We start from the raw sequence: 15498 nt of genomic DNA, 5'->3' as shown, positions 1-15498 counted from the left end.
AACGGTTACACCTTTGCAGCTGGTAGCGTGAGCGCATGCCGCAACCGACCGGACGCCGCGAGCGCAAGAAGGCCGCGACCCGCCAGAAGATCGCCGACACCGCCATGGGGCTCTTCCTGGAACGCGGGTACGACAACGTCGGCATCCGCGACGTGGCCGCCGAGGCCGACGTCGCGGTCACGACGCTCTTCTCGCACTTCGCCTCGAAGGAGGCTCTGGTCTTCGAGCAGGACGAGGACTTCGAGGCACGGCTCACGCGCGCGGTCGGCGGCCGGGCGCCGGACGAGCCGCTGATACCGGCCCTGCGGGACGAGATCCTGACCCTGGTGCGCCACTGCACGGCGGACGACGCCGCACCGGTCTGGCGCATGATCGACGGATCGCCGGCCCTGCGGAAGTACGAGGAGTCGGTGCGGCTGCGCCACGCGGAGTCGCTGGCGGCCGCCATCGCCGCCGACCCCTCGCTGTCCCGGACCACGACGGCCTGCCGGACGATCGCGCGGTTCGTGATCGACGCCTATGCGCTGGCCCGCGAGGCGGCCGATCCGGAGGCCGCCGTGGACGAGATCTTCCGGATGATCGAGGCGGCCTGGGCGGTCGCCTGACGTTCACGCCTTGTCGCGGGCGCGGTTCAGCCGGAGCGCGGAGACGAGGAAGAACACGCCGCCGAGGAAGGCGTACCCGGCGAGAGTCGTCAGCGAGGCGTCGTCGCCGCCCGCCTGCGCGAAGAACGAGGCGCCGGCGAGCGTGGAGATGCCGCCACTGATGATCATGGCCCACTGGCCGCCCAGCTTCCGGCGGGTGGCGCCCGCGACGAGCTGGACGATGCCCGAGGTGATCGCCCAGGCACCCCAGACGCGCAGCACGGCCGGGATGCCCGACGTGGCCGCCAGGGCCAGCCCGACGACGGCCAGTGAGCTGATCGCGATGTTCACGTGGAGCGCGGGCGAGCCACCGCCGTCGGCCCGGGCGGACCGGATGTCGACGATCGCGGCCGCCACGTCGAACAGGGGATAGACGAGCAGGAGGGTCACGGCGGCCGGTCCGAGCGTGCCGCCGGCCGCGAGGAGCAGCGCGGCCCACACCGCGGCGAACGCGAAGCGCAGGAAGTACAGCTTGCGCAGGGCCACGGGGGCGGGGGCGGCGGACGTGGTGCTGACAAGGGTGTCCACGGAGGTACCTTTCGCTTGCGATCATGAGGGAGAACGTTCGTTCTTCCTTGAGATACAAGAGGGTCGGCGCGACCTTTGTCAAGACCGAACGTTCTACCTCATCGATTTGGTATCTTGGCCGCATGAGTAGGAGCCCAGAAGGCGGCAGCACGTCGGAAGCGCGGGAGCGGCTGCTCGGTACCGCGACCCGGATCTTCTACGCGGAGGGGATCCACTCCGTCGGCATCGACCGGATCACCGCCGAGGCGAAGGTGACCCGGGCGACGTTGTACCGGCACTTCTCGGGCAAGGAGGACCTCGTCCTCGCGTACCTCGACCTGGCCGACCGGGGCATCAGGGGGCAGGTCGCCGAAGCCCGCGCGGGCGCCCGGTCCCCGGCCGACGAGGTCCGGGCCGTCGCCAGGTCCATCACGGAGGGCATCCGCTCCCCCGGCTTCCGCGGCTGCGCCTTCCTCAACGCGGTGGCCGAGTACCCGGACCCCGCCCACCCGATCCACCGGGCCGTCCTGGCCCACCGGGCGTGGTTCCTGGACACCGTCACGGAGCTGCTCGCACGGACCGGCGACGCACCGGCCGAGGCGGACGGGCGGCACCTCGTCATGCTCCGGGACGGCGCCATGGCGGCGGGGTGTCTCTTCGACCCCGAACTGGTCTCGGAGACCTTCCTCCGGGGCGTCGAGGGGATCCTGCGGGCGCGCACCGGTGCTTGAGGCGCCGGACGCCCGACAGCGCCGCTCAGCGACGTGCGCCGGAGGCGGGGCGGTCGAGGGCCAGCGTGGCGATCCGCCGCCAGTCCAGTTCGGGGACCTGGTCCACCGCCCCCGGACGGTCGCGCGGGACCAGGACGCGCAGGGCACGCGGTCGCAGGGTGCACACCACCGGGGTGGGCAGCGTCAGCGCCTCGCCGTCGACGGCCACCGGGATGCTCGCGGCACCGGCGCGGACCTCCACCCGCCGTGACGTCAGCATGGTCAGCGCCGGAGACATCGAGCCCCGCACGGCGAGGTCGGCCGCCTGCGCGGCACCGTCCACGCGGATGCCGAGCACGCCGAGTTCGCCCCCGTCCAGCCGGGGGCGGCGTCCGACGTCGAGCGGGTCGGCCGAGGAGTAGGGGTTGTTGCTGACCAGCAGCGCCTGCTGACCGTCGACCGCTTGGTCGTCGGCGAGGGCGTCGAGGCGCTCACCGGCACCGCCGGCCAGCAGGTCCGGCAGCGCGTCGAGGGCCGTGCCCGCCTTGGCGTCGCGGTACTCGGGGCGCTGCACGATCGCCGCGTACACCCCGAACGACACGGTGTTGACGAACGCCCGGCCCGCCACGTCGCCCAGATCCACCCTGAGTTCCACTCCGTCGGTGAGGGCGTCCAGGCACCGGGACGGGTCGGTGCGGTCCAGGCCCAGGTCCATGGCGAGGTGGTTGCGGGTGCCGGCGGAGATGACCAGGAACGGCAGGTCGTGCTCGGCCGCCACCGCGGCGACCAGGGCCTGGGTGCCGTCCCCGCCCGCGACGCCAAGCAGGTCGGCACCCTCGGCGACGGCCTTGCGGGCGAGTTCCTCGACGTCCGTGTGAATGCCCGGCCGCAGCAGGATCACCCGGGCGCCGAGCGCCTCGGCCCGTGCGACGAGCCCGAACCGGGCCACCTTCCCTCCGCCCGAGGCCGGGTTCATGATGAGGACCGCGTGCCGGGGCAGCAGGCTCGGCGGTACGGCGGCGGCCGGGTCCGGCCGCCGGTCCGCCCGCAGGGCACCGCGGGCGCAGCCCAGGGCACCGGCCCAGAGCACCACCCCGACCGGGGCCGTGAACCAGAGCCCGCCGTTCAGGAACAACGCCAGCACGGCCGCCAACGCGCCCACGGCGAGCCCCGCGCCCAGCACCCGCACGGCACCTCGATGGGCCAGGAACCACCAGGCGCCGACCGCGCACACCGCCAGTCCCGCGAGTCCGCCCAGGATGATCAGGGGGCCCGCGTCGAGGAGCGACAGCAGGACGACGAGGACGGCCGCCGCGGCGGCGAGCAACGCGTAACGGGCCAACGACCGGGCCCTGACCGACGGATCGACCTTGCTCACCTGCGCGCCCCCATTCACCGAGGCTCCGTCGACCGGGAGCCGCCGGGCAGCCTACGGCCTCCGGACGGGCCGCAGGCGGTATTCGGTCCCGCGCCTCCGGGGGCGCCGTCCGGCTACTGTTGCTCCCCATGTCCCACACCGAGGCCGAGATCACCGCGGAGCTGATCCGCGAACTCCTGAAGGAACAGCACCCGGACCTGGCGGACCGGCCTTTGGGGCTGGGCGCGCGCGGCTGGGACAACCAGTTGTGGCGGCTCGGGGAGGATCTCGCCGTCCGGCTCCCGTGGGCGACCAGGAGCGCGGACGCGCTGCTGCTGAAGGAGCACTCCTGGCTGCCCGCGCTCGCCCCGCGGCTGCCGCTGCCCGTCCCCGTGCCGCAGCGCCTGGGCGAGCCCTCCGAGCGGTTCCCGCGGCCGTGGATCGTCACCACCTGGGTGCCGGGGACGCCGGCCGACCGTGCTCCCGTCACGCGCGGGGCCGACGCGGCCGGTGCACTGGCCGCCTTCCTGACGGCACTTCACCGGCCCGCACCCGCCGGGGCCCCGGTCGGCCGCGGGCGTGCGGGGGCCCTGGCCGACCGCGCGGAAGGGTTCGCCGGCCAGCTCGCCAAGGCCGCCGACCTGGGTCTGCTCCCCGATCCGGACGCCGTCCGCGCGGTGTGGGAGGACGCACTCGACGCTCCCCCGTGGGACGGCCCGCCCCTGTGGGTCCACGCCGATCTGCATCCGGCCAACATCCTCACCGCGGACGGCACGTTCTGCGGTGTGATCGACTTCGGCGACCTCTGCGCGGGCGATCCGGCGAGCGACCTCGCCGCCGCCTGGGTCCTCCTGCCGGACGGAGCCATTGACCCCTTCCACGACGCGTACCGGCCGTCCCCGGACAGCGCCACCCTCCGCCGGGCCCGCGGCAACGCGGCGGCGAACGCGCTCGGCGGCCTGCTCATCGCGGACGCCGGTGAGCGCGGCCTCCCCGGTGGCAAGCCCACCTGGGGTCCCCCCGCGCGGGAAGCGCTGCGACGGCTCACCGGGACGAGGCACAACTGAGGTCAGGCGTCGGCACGGACAAGAACCGGCCAACCGCGGTGGGCGAGTTGCCTACGGGGACGTTGACACGCGCGGGGATACCCGGGTGGGCCATTCAGGTGAGGGTAATGTGTTCACAGGTCGAACGGATCTCCGTGTGACCCGTGGTGGCGGCCGCGCCGGCCGGAGGCCGCCCGTCCGAGCTGCCCGCACACGACCTCTGAGAGTGGAGCCGATGAACGTGTCCACCGGCGGCGGACGGCTACGGGGCCGGGCCACCGTAGCAGCACTCGTCTGCGCGATCACCCTGATACCCGGCCCGAGTTACGCGGCCCCCGGCGATCCCGACCCGCGGGACGACACCTCCATCGAGGGAATCCGCGCGGAACTCGACGGCCTCTACCGCGAGGCGGAGGTGGCCACCGAGGCGTACAACGCGGCCGACGAGAAGGCCAAGAAGCAGGAGAAGCGGCTGGCTTCGCTGCGCAAGGACCTCGCCCGCACCGAGGACCGGGTGGACGACCTGCACGACCTCGCCGGCGCGGCCGCCCGGACGCAGTACCGCGGGGGCCATCTGGCCTCCACCGGCATCCAGTTACTCCTCGGCGACCACCCCGACCAGGCTCTGGACGAGGCGTCGCAGGCCCGTCAGGCCATGCGGGGTCTGGTCAACGTCTCCGAGACCCAGCAGACCGTCCGCGCCGAGCTGGACGGGCAGACCGAGGCCGCCGCGGAGGAACTGCGCGAGCTGAAGAAGACGCGCGCGGACAAGGCCGGGGCGAAGGAGAAGATCGAGAAGAAGATCGCCGAGGCCGAGAGCATCGAAGCCGGTCTCGAGGAGGAAGAGGCCCGCAGGCTGGCCGCGTTGGAGAGGCAGCGGACGGAGGAGGCCAAGTCCAAGTGGCGGGGCTCCGGTTCGGACGGGGGCGGCTCCTCGGCCGGCGGCGGCTCGGGTGGCGGTACCACCGTGAGCGGGGCGGCCGGGAAGGCCGTCGGCTTCGCGATGGCCCAGATCGGCAAACCGTACGTGTGGGGAGCCGTGGGCCCCTCGTCCTACGACTGCTCGGGACTCACCTCCGCCGCGTGGGCGGCCGCCGGACATCCCATCCCCCGCACCTCGCAGGCGCAGTGGCAGGGACTGACCCGGGTCGGCCTGTCGTCCGCGCGCCCGGGCGACCTGATCATCTACTACAACGACGCCACGCACGTGGGCATGTACATCGGAGGCGGACAGATGGTCCACGCCCCACGGCCCGGACGCTCGATCACGACCGCGCCGGCCGCCTCCATGCCCATCCTCGGTGTGGTCCGACCCGGAGTCTGAGCGTATGCCCCACTCGCTGACCCCCCGTGACCAGGGGAACCTGCCCGTGCTCAGCGCACCGCCGCTGATCCGTCTCGACGCGTACGTGGCCGAGGACGGGTCGACGGTGGTCAACGGCCATCTGCTGGAGATGGGCGGCATGCGCCCGGCCAACGAGGCGATCCTCGACGCCATCGCCATGTTCGCCCGCACCCTGGGGGCCCCGGTGGCGGCGACCGTCATCGACCGCCCCGCACAGCAGGTGGCACGCCTTCGGGTGTTCCCCGACGGCTCCAGCCGGACCATCGCCGAGGAGGAGGACCTGCCGCCCGGGCGCGAGCGCACCGCCGCCGAGGAGGAGGCGTTTCCTCCGCTCGCCCGCGTCGAGCGGATCATCCAGCACGCGCAGCGCGAGGAGCTGCACGCCGCGTTCGTTCTCGCCAGCGCGCTGCGGGAGCACCTCACCCTGCGCAGGGGCGCGGAGGACGAACTCTCCCTGGAGGCTCGGGCGATCGAGGCGTACATCGCCTACCTGCGGGGCGAGTACATGATCTCGACCGTGCTCGCGCTGACCGTCGCGCGGATCCGCTGCCGCACCGACCTCAACCGGGCCGCGCCCGAGGTCGCCCGGGCCACCGCGGCGTGGCAGCGGCTGTGGGACGAGGGCCAGGTCGCGACCCGGGGCCAGGAACTGCTGCGCATGTGGGAGCGGTTGTCCGCGGAGGGCCTGTTGCACGAGCCGTCCCACCACGCGATGGCCGAGGCCGTCCGGACCCGGCTCGAACGGGGCAGCCGGTACGTGGAGGGCCCGGCCCCCGCCCCGGCGGCCGCTGCCCTTGCCGCGGCGCCGGAACCGGCCGCCCCCGAGGACCGGCCCCTCAAGCCCACCCGCCGGGGGCTGCGCCGCTTCACCCGACGGCCCGGCCGGTCAGGCGGCTGAGCCGCCGCCCGCGGGAGGAACCGACGCCCAGGACGGACCAGGACCTCGGCCCCTTCTGGGAGGCCCACCGCATCACGTGACGGTGGGCGCGGACCTCACAGGGCCGCGAAGCGGTCCAGGAGCCGTTCCGCCTGCTGGATCTCCGAGCTGAGGGGGTGGTCCTCGGCGATGTGCGGCAGCGCGGACGTGGCCAGCCGGTACGCCTCGCGCAGCGGGGTGTCGGGCAGTTCGGTGTCCGCCATCCGCAACGCGCGTACCGCGCCGAGCAGTTCACAGGCCAGGACGGTGCGGTACGCGGCCGTCGCGGTGACCGTGCTGCGTACCGCGTGGGTCGAGAAGCTGGCGTGGTCCTCCAGGCCCCGGGAGATCACCGCGGTGCCCAGCGTCACCGGTGAGGCGGCGTGCCGCAGGGTGCCGAGCGCGTCGTGGGAGACGTACTCCAGGATCATGATGCCCGAGCTGCCGGCGGGGCCGTCCGCGAGGAACGGCGGCAGTCCGCTCAGGTCCGGTTCCACCAGGTCGCTCAGCCGGGCGGCGGACAGCTCGGCGATGTGGTGCAGCGCGGCTCGGAGGTAGTCGAAGGCGAGCGCCACCTGGGCCGTGGAGAACTGGCCGTGGTGGTAGGCCTGGTGGGTCTCCGCGTCGATCAGCGGGTTCTCCGCGGCTGCGTTGACGTCGACCTCCAGCACCTCCCCCACCCGGGCGGCCGCGTCGAGTGCCGCCCCCTGCACCTGCGGGAAGGCCCGCAGGCCGAAGGGGTCCTGCAGCCGACGCCCGGGGAGCGGGTCGCCCGAGCCGGTCAGCAGGCGGCGCAGATCCGCGGCGCAGCGCACCGAACCGGGGTGGGGCCGGGCCGCGTGGACGCGTTCGTCGTAGGCCTCGGCCGAGCCGTCCAGGGCGCGGAAGGTCAGCGCCGTCACGACGTGGCTCGCGGCCAGCAGGCGGTTCAGGTCGTGCCAGGCCAGGACGGCCTCGCCGAGGGTGGCGGCGTTGCTGGAGATGAACGCCAGCGCGTCCCCCGGGCTGATCGGCACCGGTTCGATGCCACCGGACGCCCAGGGCAGTTCCCCGGCGAGCGTCAGCGCGATCTCCGCCAGGGCCGTCAGGTCGCCGGTGCCGATGGCGCCACGGGTGTGCACGAGGGGCAGCGCGCCGACCCGCAGGGCCTGCTCCAGCGCCCGCAGCAGGCGGGGGTGCACGCCGCTGCCGGCGGCGGCCAGCTGGTTGAGGCGGATCACCATCACGGCCCGCACCGCGTCGTCGGACAGGGGCTCACCGGAACCCCCGGCGTGGCTGCGCAGCAGGCGCAGCCCGTGCAGGTCCGCCGCTCCCGGGTCGACGACGATGTGGCGGTTGGCGCCGACCCCGGTGGTCCTGCCGTAGACGGCTCCCTTGGCGCCCAGCTCGACCGCCAGCTCGTAACTCTGCTCGGCCCTGGTCAGGGCATCGGGGGTCAGCTCCGTCCACGCACTGCGCCGGGCCGCGCGGACCACGTCGGTGCAGCGGAGCCCGGCGCCGCTGATCTCGATCCGGCTGGTATCGATCATCACCCCTCCTCTTGACAAGTCTTCATTCATTCCTGCGAATAGCATGTAACTCTTGATTCGTCGGACTGGCAAGAAGGAGATCCCGGTGCCCCGGTCGCTGCACGAGTTGCTCACTGCCCACCGGCTCACACCGGCGCAGCGGCGCATCGCCAGTTACCTCGCCGAGCACCCGGTCGACGCCGCCGCGCTCACCAGCGCCGAACTCGCCGAGCGCGCCCAGGTCAGCCAGCCGTCCGTCACCCGGTTCGTGGCGCTGCTGGGCTTCGACGGGTACGGGGACTTCCGCCGCTATCTCCGTACGGCGACGGCCGTGCCCGAGGTGCGGCGCGGGGGCAACAAGTTCCAGGCCGCCATCGACGCGGACCTGCGCAACATCGCCGCCCTGCGCGCGGAGCTGTCGGACGACACCCGGCTGCGCGCGCTCGCCGCGCGGCTGATGGAGTCGTCCCCGCTCGTCGTCGCGGGATACCGCGTGTCGGCGGCGCAGGCGGCGTCCTTCGCCTACCTGGCCACCAAGATCCACCCGGACGTCCGGCTGCTGACCGACTCCGGCAGCGTGTTCGGGGACCAACTGCGGCACGCCCACCGGAGCGGTGCCCGCACCCTCGTCCTGGTCGCGCTCCCCCGCTACCCGCGGGAGAGCGCGGCCGCTCTCGACCAGGCCCGGGAGCTGGGCCTGCACACCCTTCTGATCACGGACCGGCTCGTCTCGGCGCTCACCCCCCTCGCCGACGACGTGCTGAGCGCGGGCGTCGCCTCCGAGTTCGTGTTCGACTCCCACGCCGCGGTGGTCTCGCTCTCCGTGGCACTGGTGGAGGCGATGGCCGACGCGGCCGGCGCCCTCGCCCGGCAACGACTGGAAGGTTTCGAAGACTATGCCGCAGAGCACGACCTCTTCCTCCGGGAGTGACTCGGCCGTCCCCGTCGGAGGCGAGGCGGCGGCCACCGCGTTCGACGACGCCCCCCTCAACCGGTTCCACCTGCGCATCACGTCCCTGACGTTCTGCGCCAACGCCTCCGACGGCTACGAGCTGGGCATCATCAGCATCGCCCTGCCGCTGATCGCCTCGCAGCTGGGCTTCGGAGCGGTCTGGGAGGGTCTGCTGGGCGCGTCGGCCCTGATCGGTATCTTCCTCGGCAGTGTGATCGTCGGCTGGGCCGCGGACCGGATCGGCCGCCAGCGGCTGTACACGTGGAACTTCGTCCTGATAGCCATGGCGTCCGCGGCCGAGTTCTTCGTGACCGGACCGGCTCAGCTGTTCGTGCTGAGGCTGCTCATCGGCATCGGGATCGGCGCGGACTACGCGCTGGGGCCGACGCTCGTCGCCGAGTTCGTGCCCCGCAGGTACCGCGGCGGACTGCTCGCCTCGCTGACCGTCCTGTGGACGGTGGGGTACGTCATCGCCTTCTTCCTGGGCAACTACATGGTCTCGCTGGGCGACGACGCCTGGCGCTGGCTGCTCGCCTCCAGCTGTGTGCCGGCGGTGGCCGTGGTGCTGCTCCGCATCGGCGTGCCCGAGTCGCCGCGATGGCTGCTGGCGCAGGGCCGGGTCGAGCAGGCCCGCGCGGTCGTCCACCGGCTCGGCGGTGACACGGAGGCGTTCGCCTCGCTGGTGCGGACCACCCAGGCCGCGGGCGGTGCGGCGAAGGCCCGCTACCGGGACCTGTTCGGCCGTGACCACTGGCGGCACACCGCCTTCGGCGTGGTCTTCTACAACGCCCAGGTGGTGCCGTACTTCGCGATCTACACGTTCCTGCCGCTGGTCCTGCTGAAGATGGGGGTCGGCGAGGAGGACACCACCAGCGACGGCTGGCTGAACGTCTTCCTGCTGGCGGGGAGCGTCGCGGGGCTCTGGTTCGTGGCCAAGGCCTCCCGTCGCGGCCTGACCATATGGTCCTTCGTCGTCCTCATCGCCTCGCTCGCGCCGATGGCGGTCTGGCCGGACGCCCCCACCGCGGTGCTCTTCCCGCTGTTCCTGGTCTTCACCTTCACCATGTCGGCCGCGGTCAACCTGGACCAGGTCTACCCGGCCGAGCTGTTCCCCACCGACCTGCGCAGCTCCGGCGTGGGCCTGCTCAACGGGCTCAGCCGGGTGGGTTCGGCCATCGGTACGTTCCTGCTCCCGCTGAGCCTGGACCACCTCGGCTTCTCCCCCACCATGCTGGTGCTGACCCTGGTCCTGGCCGCGGGGCTGGCGGCGTCGGTCGTCTGGGCCCCGGAGACCAAGAACATGGCGCTCCACTAGTCTCCGCACCCCTCCGCACGCCCCCGGCCTGGGCGTATGCAGTTGCGAACCGGGGGTGATCCCTGATCTCCTGACCAGCGACGTGGGACTGCCGGCCGGTTCGCTGTGCGGCGGTCCCAGCCCCATCCCCGACCGGCGACAGGACCCATGACAGACCGTGACCACTCCGTGACGGCCGACGGCGAGCAGCCGCCCACGGGGGACGACCGTGCCTTCTTCGGACAGCCGAAGGGGCTGCTCACCCTGTCGGGCCTGGAGGTCTGGGAGCGCTTCTCGTTCCTGGGCATGCAGGCGATCCTCGTCCTGTACTTCGCCGACTCGGTGGCGAACGAGGGCCTGGGCATGGACGCGGGCACCGCCGCGTCGGTGTCGGCCGCCTACGGCACCCTCGTCTACCTGGTCTCCGTCGGCGGCGGCTGGCTCGCCGACCGCATCCTCGGCTCCTACCGGGCGGTGCTGTGGGGCGGCGTCCTCATCGCCCTCGGCCACTACTCCATGGCCGTGCCCACCGCCACCATGACCTGGGTCGGCCTGGGCCTGATCAGCGCCGGCACCGGCCTGCTGAAACCCAACGTGGCCGCCATGGTCGGCAAGCTCTACCGCACGGACGACGACCGCCGTGACGCCGGCTTCGCCCTCTACTACATGGGCATCAACATCGGTGCCTTCGCCGGTCCGCTGATCACCGGCTGGCTCGGCGAGCACCAGGGCTGGCACTGGGGCTTCTCGGCCGCCGCCTTCGGGATGACCCTGGGGCTGATCCAGTACGTCGTCGGGCGGCGGCACCTCGCCGGGCGCAAGCACGCCGCCGAGTTCGCGCTGGCGCCGGCGGCCATGCGACGGGCCGTGTGGCTGATGGTGGGCGGGACCCTGGCCTTCGCCGCGCTGTGCGGGCTGCTCGCGGGCGTCGGCTGGCTGACCATGGACCGCTTCGTCGACGTGCTCACCCTCGCCTCGGTGGTCGCGCCGGCCGTCTACTTCTGGATCATGTTCACCAGCCCCCGGGTCACCACTGAGGAGCGCGGCCGGCTGCGGCCCTACATCGTGCTCTTCCTGGCCTCGGTGGTCTTCAACTTCATCCTCTTCCAGGCGTACTCGACGATGATGCTGCTCGCGTCGACGAACGCGAACACCAACATCCTCGGCTTCGACTTCCCGTCCAGCTGGTACGCCTCCGCGCTGGGTGCCTTCGAGGTGGCGCTGGCGCCCGTGGTGGCCGCCGTCTGGGTGCGGATGGGCCGCCGCCAGCCGCACGCCTCGAACAAGATCGCGCTCGGGGTGATCCTCGGCGGCCTGTCGTTCCTGCTCATGGTGGTTCCCACCTCGGGCCACGAGGGCACCGACTACCGGATGGCCGCCTGGTGGATCGTCGGCTCCTACCTGCTCCTCGGCCTCGGCGACGTCCTCCTGGAGACCTCGGGCCTCTCGGCCAGCAGCAAGCTGGCGCCGAAGGCGTTCTCCAGCCAGACCATGGCCCTGTGGTTCCTGTCGCTGGCCCTCGCCAACGGGATCCAGGCCCAGGTCGTGAAGATCTACGACGACGTGTCCCACCCCGTGTACTTCGGCGTCAACGGCGGCATCGCGGTCGTTCTCGGCCTGGTCGTCGTCTCCCTCGCGCCGTGGCTGCGGCGCACCATGCACCCCGTCCACTGAGCACCGGCACGCCGGAAGGTACCGCCCCATGCGCATCCGCACGGACTTCCCGTACGAGACCACCCACGAAGACATCCGCATCCCGCTGCCGGACGGCACCCGGCTCTACGCGCGGATCTGGCGGCCGGTCACCGAGGAGCCGGTCCCGGCCCTGCTGGAGTACCTGCCGTACCGCCTCAGCGACTGGACGGCGCCCCGCGACAGCCAGCGTCACCCCTGGTACGCCGGCCACGGCTACGCCTCCGTGCGCGTCGACGTGCGCGGGCACGGCAACAGCGAGGGCCTGCCCGGCGACGAGTACGACGCCACCGAGCTGGCCGACGGCGTGGCGGTCGTCGAGTGGCTGGCCGCGCAGCCCTGGTGCAGCGGCAAGGTGGGCATGTTCGGGATCTCCTGGGGCGGCTTCAACTCGCTCCAGATCGCCGCGCTCGCCCCCGAGCCGCTGAAGGCCGTCGTCACCGTCTGCTCGGCGGACGACCGGTACGACAACGACGTGCACTACATGGGCGGCTCCGTCCTCGGCGTCGACATGCACGCCTGGGCCGCCACGATGCTCGCGTTCGTCTGCCGCCCGCCGGACCCGGAGTACGCCGGCGAGGAGTGGCGGGAGATGTGGCTGCGGCGGCTGGAGGCCGTCGATCCCTTCATCCACACCTGGCTGGCCCACCAGCTCCGCGACGACTACTGGAAGCACGGCAGCGTCTGCGAGGACTACTCCGCGATCGACGCCGCCGTCCTCGCCGTCGGCGGCTGGCACGACCCGTACCGGGACACGGTACTGCGGCTCGTGGAGCAGCTGCCCGACGACCGGGTGCGGGGGCTGATCGGCCCGTGGTCGCACCAGTACCCGGACCGCGGCCTGCCGCCGGGCCCGCCGATCGGCTTCCTCCAGGAGACGCTGCGCTGGTGGGACCAGCACCTGAAGGGCGAGGACACCGGCGTCATGGACGAGCCCCGGCTGCGCTCCTGGATCAGCGAGTCGCACCGGCCGGCCACCGTCTACCCCGAACTGCCGGGCCGCTGGGTCGGCGACCCCGCCTGGCCTTCCCCGTACGTCACCCCCACCACCCATGTTCTCGGCGGCGGCCCGGTCGTCGTACGGTCCCCCCAGCACACCGGCGTGGACGCCGGGCGGTTCTTCCCGTTCGGCAACGATGCCGACCTGCCGCCCGACCAGCGGGAGGAGGACGGCCGCTCGGTGTGCTTCGAGTTCCCCGTCACCGACGCCCCCGTCGAGATCCTGGGACGCCCCGAGGTCACCCTGCGCCTGCGGATGGACGTGCCGTACGGGCAGGCCGTCGCGCGGCTCTGCGACGTCGCGCCGGACGGGTCGTCGACCCTGGTGACCCGCGGCGCCCTCAACCTCGCGGCGCGCGAGGGCCGGGACCGCAACGTGCCGTGGACGCCGGGCGCCACGGAGACGGTGACGTTCCCCCTCAACGGCATCGGTCACACCTTCCCCGCCGGACACCGCATCCGGCTCGCCGTCTCCTCGGCGTACTGGCCGTGGATCTGGCCGCAGGCCGGCTCCGACGGCTTCGTCCTGGAGCCGGCCGGCTCGGCGCTCGAACTCCCCGTGCGGGACGCCGGGGAGCACCCCGAGGACACCGGCATCCGCTTCGAGGCCCCCGAGCAGTCCGAGCCCTTGCAGGTGGTGTCACCGGCGACGCTGGAGGAGGAACGCCCGGAGCGGCTGGTGGTGCGGGACGTGGCCAAGGGCGAGTGGCGGCTGGAGGTCGACCCCCGCTACGGCGGCACGCGCGTGTACCCGGACGGTCTCGAGTTCGCCGAGGACGCGCTGGAGACCTACACCGTCCGCGAGGACGACCCGCTGTCGGCGCGGGCCCTGTCCCAGTGGACCGTGCGGCTGCACCGGCCGGAGCGGGGCTGGGACGCGCGGGTCGAGACCCGGTCGGAGATCACCTGCGACGCCGAGGACTTCGTCACGTCGAACGAGGTGGTGTGCCGGGACGGCGAGGACGTCGTCTTCCACCGCACCTGGGAGCGGCGCATCCCCCGCGTCGCCCGCTGACCTCCCGGCCGCCGGAGGGTCCGGGGCGGTGGCTCACTCGTCGCCCCGGGCCTTCATCACCGTCTTGTTCAGCGCCCACAGTCCGATGCCGATGGCGACGAGCACGCCCGCCCGGATGTACACGTCCGCGGGCCGGTCGGCGAGCGGGCTGGCCAGGGCCAGGGCAGTGATCGCACCCAGCACCGGCAGGACCGTGGGCGTGCGGAAGTGCTTGTGCTCCACCGGGTCGCGGCGCAGGACCAGGACGGCGACGTTGACGACCGCGAAGACGCACAGCAGCAGGAAGGCCGTGGTGTCGCCGAGGCCCGCGATCTCCCCGGTGGAGACCAGGCCGATGGCGAGCAGCGACACGAAGACGATGCCGACGACCGGTGTGCGCCGCCGGGGCAGGACGCGGCCGAGGGCGCGGGGCAGGATGCGTTCGTTCGCCATGCCGTAGCAGAGGCGGGACGCCATCATGATGTTGATCAGCGCCGAGTTGGTGACCGCGAACAGGGCGATCAGCGCGAACAGCTTCGGCGGGAAGTCGAGTCCGCCGGCCTTGACGACCTCCAGCAGCGGTCCGCTGGAGTCCTCCAGCACGCGGTAGTCGACGAGGAGCGAGGAGATCAGGGCGACCAGGACGTAGATGGTGCCGGTGACGGTGACGCCGATGAAGATGGCGCGCGGGAAGGTGCGTGCCGGGTCCTTGGTCTCCTCGGCCATGTTGACGGAGTCCTCGAAGCCGACGAAGGCGAAGAAGCCCAGCGCCGTCGCGCCGAGCACGCTGGTGACCAGCGCGTAGCCGGAGCCGCCGGCCTGGAACTCGCCGAGCCGGGAGGGTTCGCCGTCACCGGTGAGGACCGCCCAGGCGCCGACGGCGAGGATGACGAAGAGGCCCGTCAGTTCGACCAGGGTGAGCACCACGTTGGTCTTCACCGACTCGGAGACGCCGCGCAGGTTGAGGGCGGCGAGGGCGAGGATGAACAGGATCGCGATGAGCGTGGGCGGGAAGAAGTCCGTGAACTCGGAGAGGTAGTCGCCACTGAAGGCGCGCGCCGCCGCGCTCGCCGACGACAGGCCCGAGCACATCACCATGAAGGCGACGATGAAGGTGAGGAACGGGACCTGGAACGCCTTCTGCGTGTACAGCGCGGCGCCGGCGGCCTTCGGATACTTGCCGACCAGTTCGACATATGAGGCGGCCGTCAGGATGGCGACGACGAAGCCGATGACGAACGGCAGCCACAGTGCGCCGCCGACCTTCCCCGCGACCTGGCCGGTGGTGGCGTAGATGCCGGTACCGAGGATGTCGCCGATGACGAAGAGGATCAGCAGCTTGGGGCCGATGGCCCGCTTCAGGGGGGTGCCGTCCGCTCCTCCCGGCGAGGCGGCGGTGTCGCTTCCGGCTGTCGTCACGAGGTTCCCCCTGGGGCGGCTGACACGGACAAGGTGTCGACTGCCCTGCCGATCACCGAGTCATGCCCCCGCGTACTCCAAGCGGAAGCAGCCGGCGGCAGACCGGGATACCCCG

Annotated in this window: 13 protein-coding genes; 9 read left to right on the top strand and 4 right to left on the bottom strand. The window is 72.5% G+C overall.

Going from position 1 to position 15498, the window contains the following annotated elements:
* Nucleotides 1–35 precede the first annotated feature (35 nt).
* Nucleotides 36–605, top strand: a complete 570-nt coding sequence (locus ACFW01_RS06195; protein ID WP_384502498.1) for a TetR/AcrR family transcriptional regulator — start codon at nucleotides 36–38, stop codon at nucleotides 603–605.
* Between the two features lie 3 nt (nucleotides 606–608).
* On the opposite strand, the gene ACFW01_RS06190 is transcribed toward ACFW01_RS06195, so the two are convergent.
* Nucleotides 609–1172 (bottom strand): hypothetical protein, encoded by a 564-nt coding sequence (locus ACFW01_RS06190; protein ID WP_384502497.1) that lies wholly within the window; start codon nucleotides 1170–1172, stop codon nucleotides 609–611.
* A 122-nt stretch (nucleotides 1173–1294) separates the two neighbouring features.
* Here ACFW01_RS06190 and ACFW01_RS06185 point away from each other — a divergent pair, with 122 nt between their 5' ends.
* Nucleotides 1295–1882: a TetR/AcrR family transcriptional regulator gene (locus ACFW01_RS06185; protein ID WP_234958994.1), complete on the top strand. Its 588-nt coding sequence runs from the start codon at nucleotides 1295–1297 to the stop codon at nucleotides 1880–1882.
* A gap of 25 nt (nucleotides 1883–1907) precedes the next feature.
* Here the strand turns inward: ACFW01_RS06185 and ACFW01_RS06180 are convergent, their stop codons facing one another.
* On the bottom strand, nucleotides 1908–3239 hold the full coding sequence (locus ACFW01_RS06180) for a diacylglycerol/lipid kinase family protein (protein WP_384502496.1): 1332 nt from the start codon (nucleotides 3237–3239) through the stop codon (nucleotides 1908–1910).
* A 128-nt stretch (nucleotides 3240–3367) separates the two neighbouring features.
* Here ACFW01_RS06180 and ACFW01_RS06175 point away from each other — a divergent pair, with 128 nt between their 5' ends.
* From ACFW01_RS06175 to ACFW01_RS06165, 3 genes are all read left to right on the top strand, one after another.
* Entirely contained in the window at nucleotides 3368–4285 is a 918-nt protein-coding gene (locus ACFW01_RS06175) for a phosphotransferase (RefSeq protein WP_384502495.1), read from the top strand.
* Between the two features lie 214 nt (nucleotides 4286–4499).
* Complete coding sequence (locus ACFW01_RS06170) at nucleotides 4500–5588, top strand: C40 family peptidase (RefSeq protein ID WP_234958989.1); 1089 nt, start codon at nucleotides 4500–4502, stop codon at nucleotides 5586–5588.
* Between the two features lie 4 nt (nucleotides 5589–5592).
* Nucleotides 5593–6507: a hypothetical protein gene (locus tag ACFW01_RS06165; protein WP_234958985.1), complete on the top strand. Its 915-nt coding sequence runs from the start codon at nucleotides 5593–5595 to the stop codon at nucleotides 6505–6507.
* Nucleotides 6508–6602: 95 nt separating this feature from the next.
* Here ACFW01_RS06165 and ACFW01_RS06160 read toward each other — a convergent pair whose 3' ends face one another.
* A complete protein-coding gene (locus tag ACFW01_RS06160; protein WP_234958982.1) occupies nucleotides 6603–8054 on the bottom strand; it encodes an aromatic amino acid ammonia-lyase in 1452 nt (483 codons plus the stop codon).
* A 52-nt stretch (nucleotides 8055–8106) separates the two neighbouring features.
* Between ACFW01_RS06160 and ACFW01_RS06155 the strand changes: the two genes are divergently transcribed.
* From ACFW01_RS06155 to ACFW01_RS06140, 4 genes are all read left to right on the top strand, one after another.
* Nucleotides 8107–8964, top strand: coding sequence for a MurR/RpiR family transcriptional regulator (locus tag ACFW01_RS06155; RefSeq protein ID WP_234958981.1), 858 nt, complete (start codon nucleotides 8107–8109; stop codon nucleotides 8962–8964).
* Nucleotides 8930–10300: an MFS transporter gene (locus ACFW01_RS06150; protein WP_384502494.1), complete on the top strand. Its 1371-nt coding sequence runs from the start codon at nucleotides 8930–8932 to the stop codon at nucleotides 10298–10300. Before ACFW01_RS06155 ends, ACFW01_RS06150 begins: the two co-directional genes overlap by 35 nt.
* A 147-nt stretch (nucleotides 10301–10447) precedes the next feature.
* Nucleotides 10448–11953 (top strand): peptide MFS transporter, encoded by a 1506-nt coding sequence (locus ACFW01_RS06145; RefSeq protein ID WP_234958979.1) that lies wholly within the window; start codon nucleotides 10448–10450, stop codon nucleotides 11951–11953.
* A 28-nt stretch (nucleotides 11954–11981) separates the two neighbouring features.
* On the top strand, nucleotides 11982–13985 hold the full coding sequence (locus ACFW01_RS06140) for a CocE/NonD family hydrolase (RefSeq protein WP_384502493.1): 2004 nt from the start codon (nucleotides 11982–11984) through the stop codon (nucleotides 13983–13985).
* Between the two features lie 33 nt (nucleotides 13986–14018).
* Here ACFW01_RS06140 and ACFW01_RS06135 read toward each other — a convergent pair whose 3' ends face one another.
* Nucleotides 14019–15383, bottom strand: coding sequence for an APC family permease (locus tag ACFW01_RS06135; protein WP_384502492.1), 1365 nt, complete (start codon nucleotides 15381–15383; stop codon nucleotides 14019–14021).
* Between the last annotated feature and the right edge of the window lie 115 nt (nucleotides 15384–15498).

This window comes from Streptomyces sp. NPDC058985, assembly GCF_042740985.1.
In the GTDB taxonomy this organism is placed as follows: domain Bacteria; phylum Actinomycetota; class Actinomycetes; order Streptomycetales; family Streptomycetaceae; genus Streptomyces.
This window is presented reverse-complemented; position numbering and strand designations above follow the sequence as displayed.

Coding starts and splice junctions, on each gene's coding strand:
- ACFW01_RS06140 (WP_384502493.1), top strand. CDS start 11,982: ATGCGCATCCGCACGGACTTCCCGTACGAGACCACCCACGAAGACATC.
- ACFW01_RS06195 (WP_384502498.1), top strand. CDS start 36: ATGCCGCAACCGACCGGACGCCGCGAGCGCAAGAAGGCCGCGACCCGC.
- ACFW01_RS06165 (WP_234958985.1), top strand. CDS start 5,593: ATGCCCCACTCGCTGACCCCCCGTGACCAGGGGAACCTGCCCGTGCTC.
- ACFW01_RS06185 (WP_234958994.1), top strand. CDS start 1,295: ATGAGTAGGAGCCCAGAAGGCGGCAGCACGTCGGAAGCGCGGGAGCGG.
- ACFW01_RS06160 (WP_234958982.1), bottom strand. CDS start 8,054: ATGATCGATACCAGCCGGATCGAGATCAGCGGCGCCGGGCTCCGCTGC.
- ACFW01_RS06150 (WP_384502494.1), top strand. CDS start 8,930: ATGCCGCAGAGCACGACCTCTTCCTCCGGGAGTGACTCGGCCGTCCCC.
- ACFW01_RS06145 (WP_234958979.1), top strand. CDS start 10,448: ATGACAGACCGTGACCACTCCGTGACGGCCGACGGCGAGCAGCCGCCC.
- ACFW01_RS06170 (WP_234958989.1), top strand. CDS start 4,500: ATGAACGTGTCCACCGGCGGCGGACGGCTACGGGGCCGGGCCACCGTA.
- ACFW01_RS06175 (WP_384502495.1), top strand. CDS start 3,368: ATGTCCCACACCGAGGCCGAGATCACCGCGGAGCTGATCCGCGAACTC.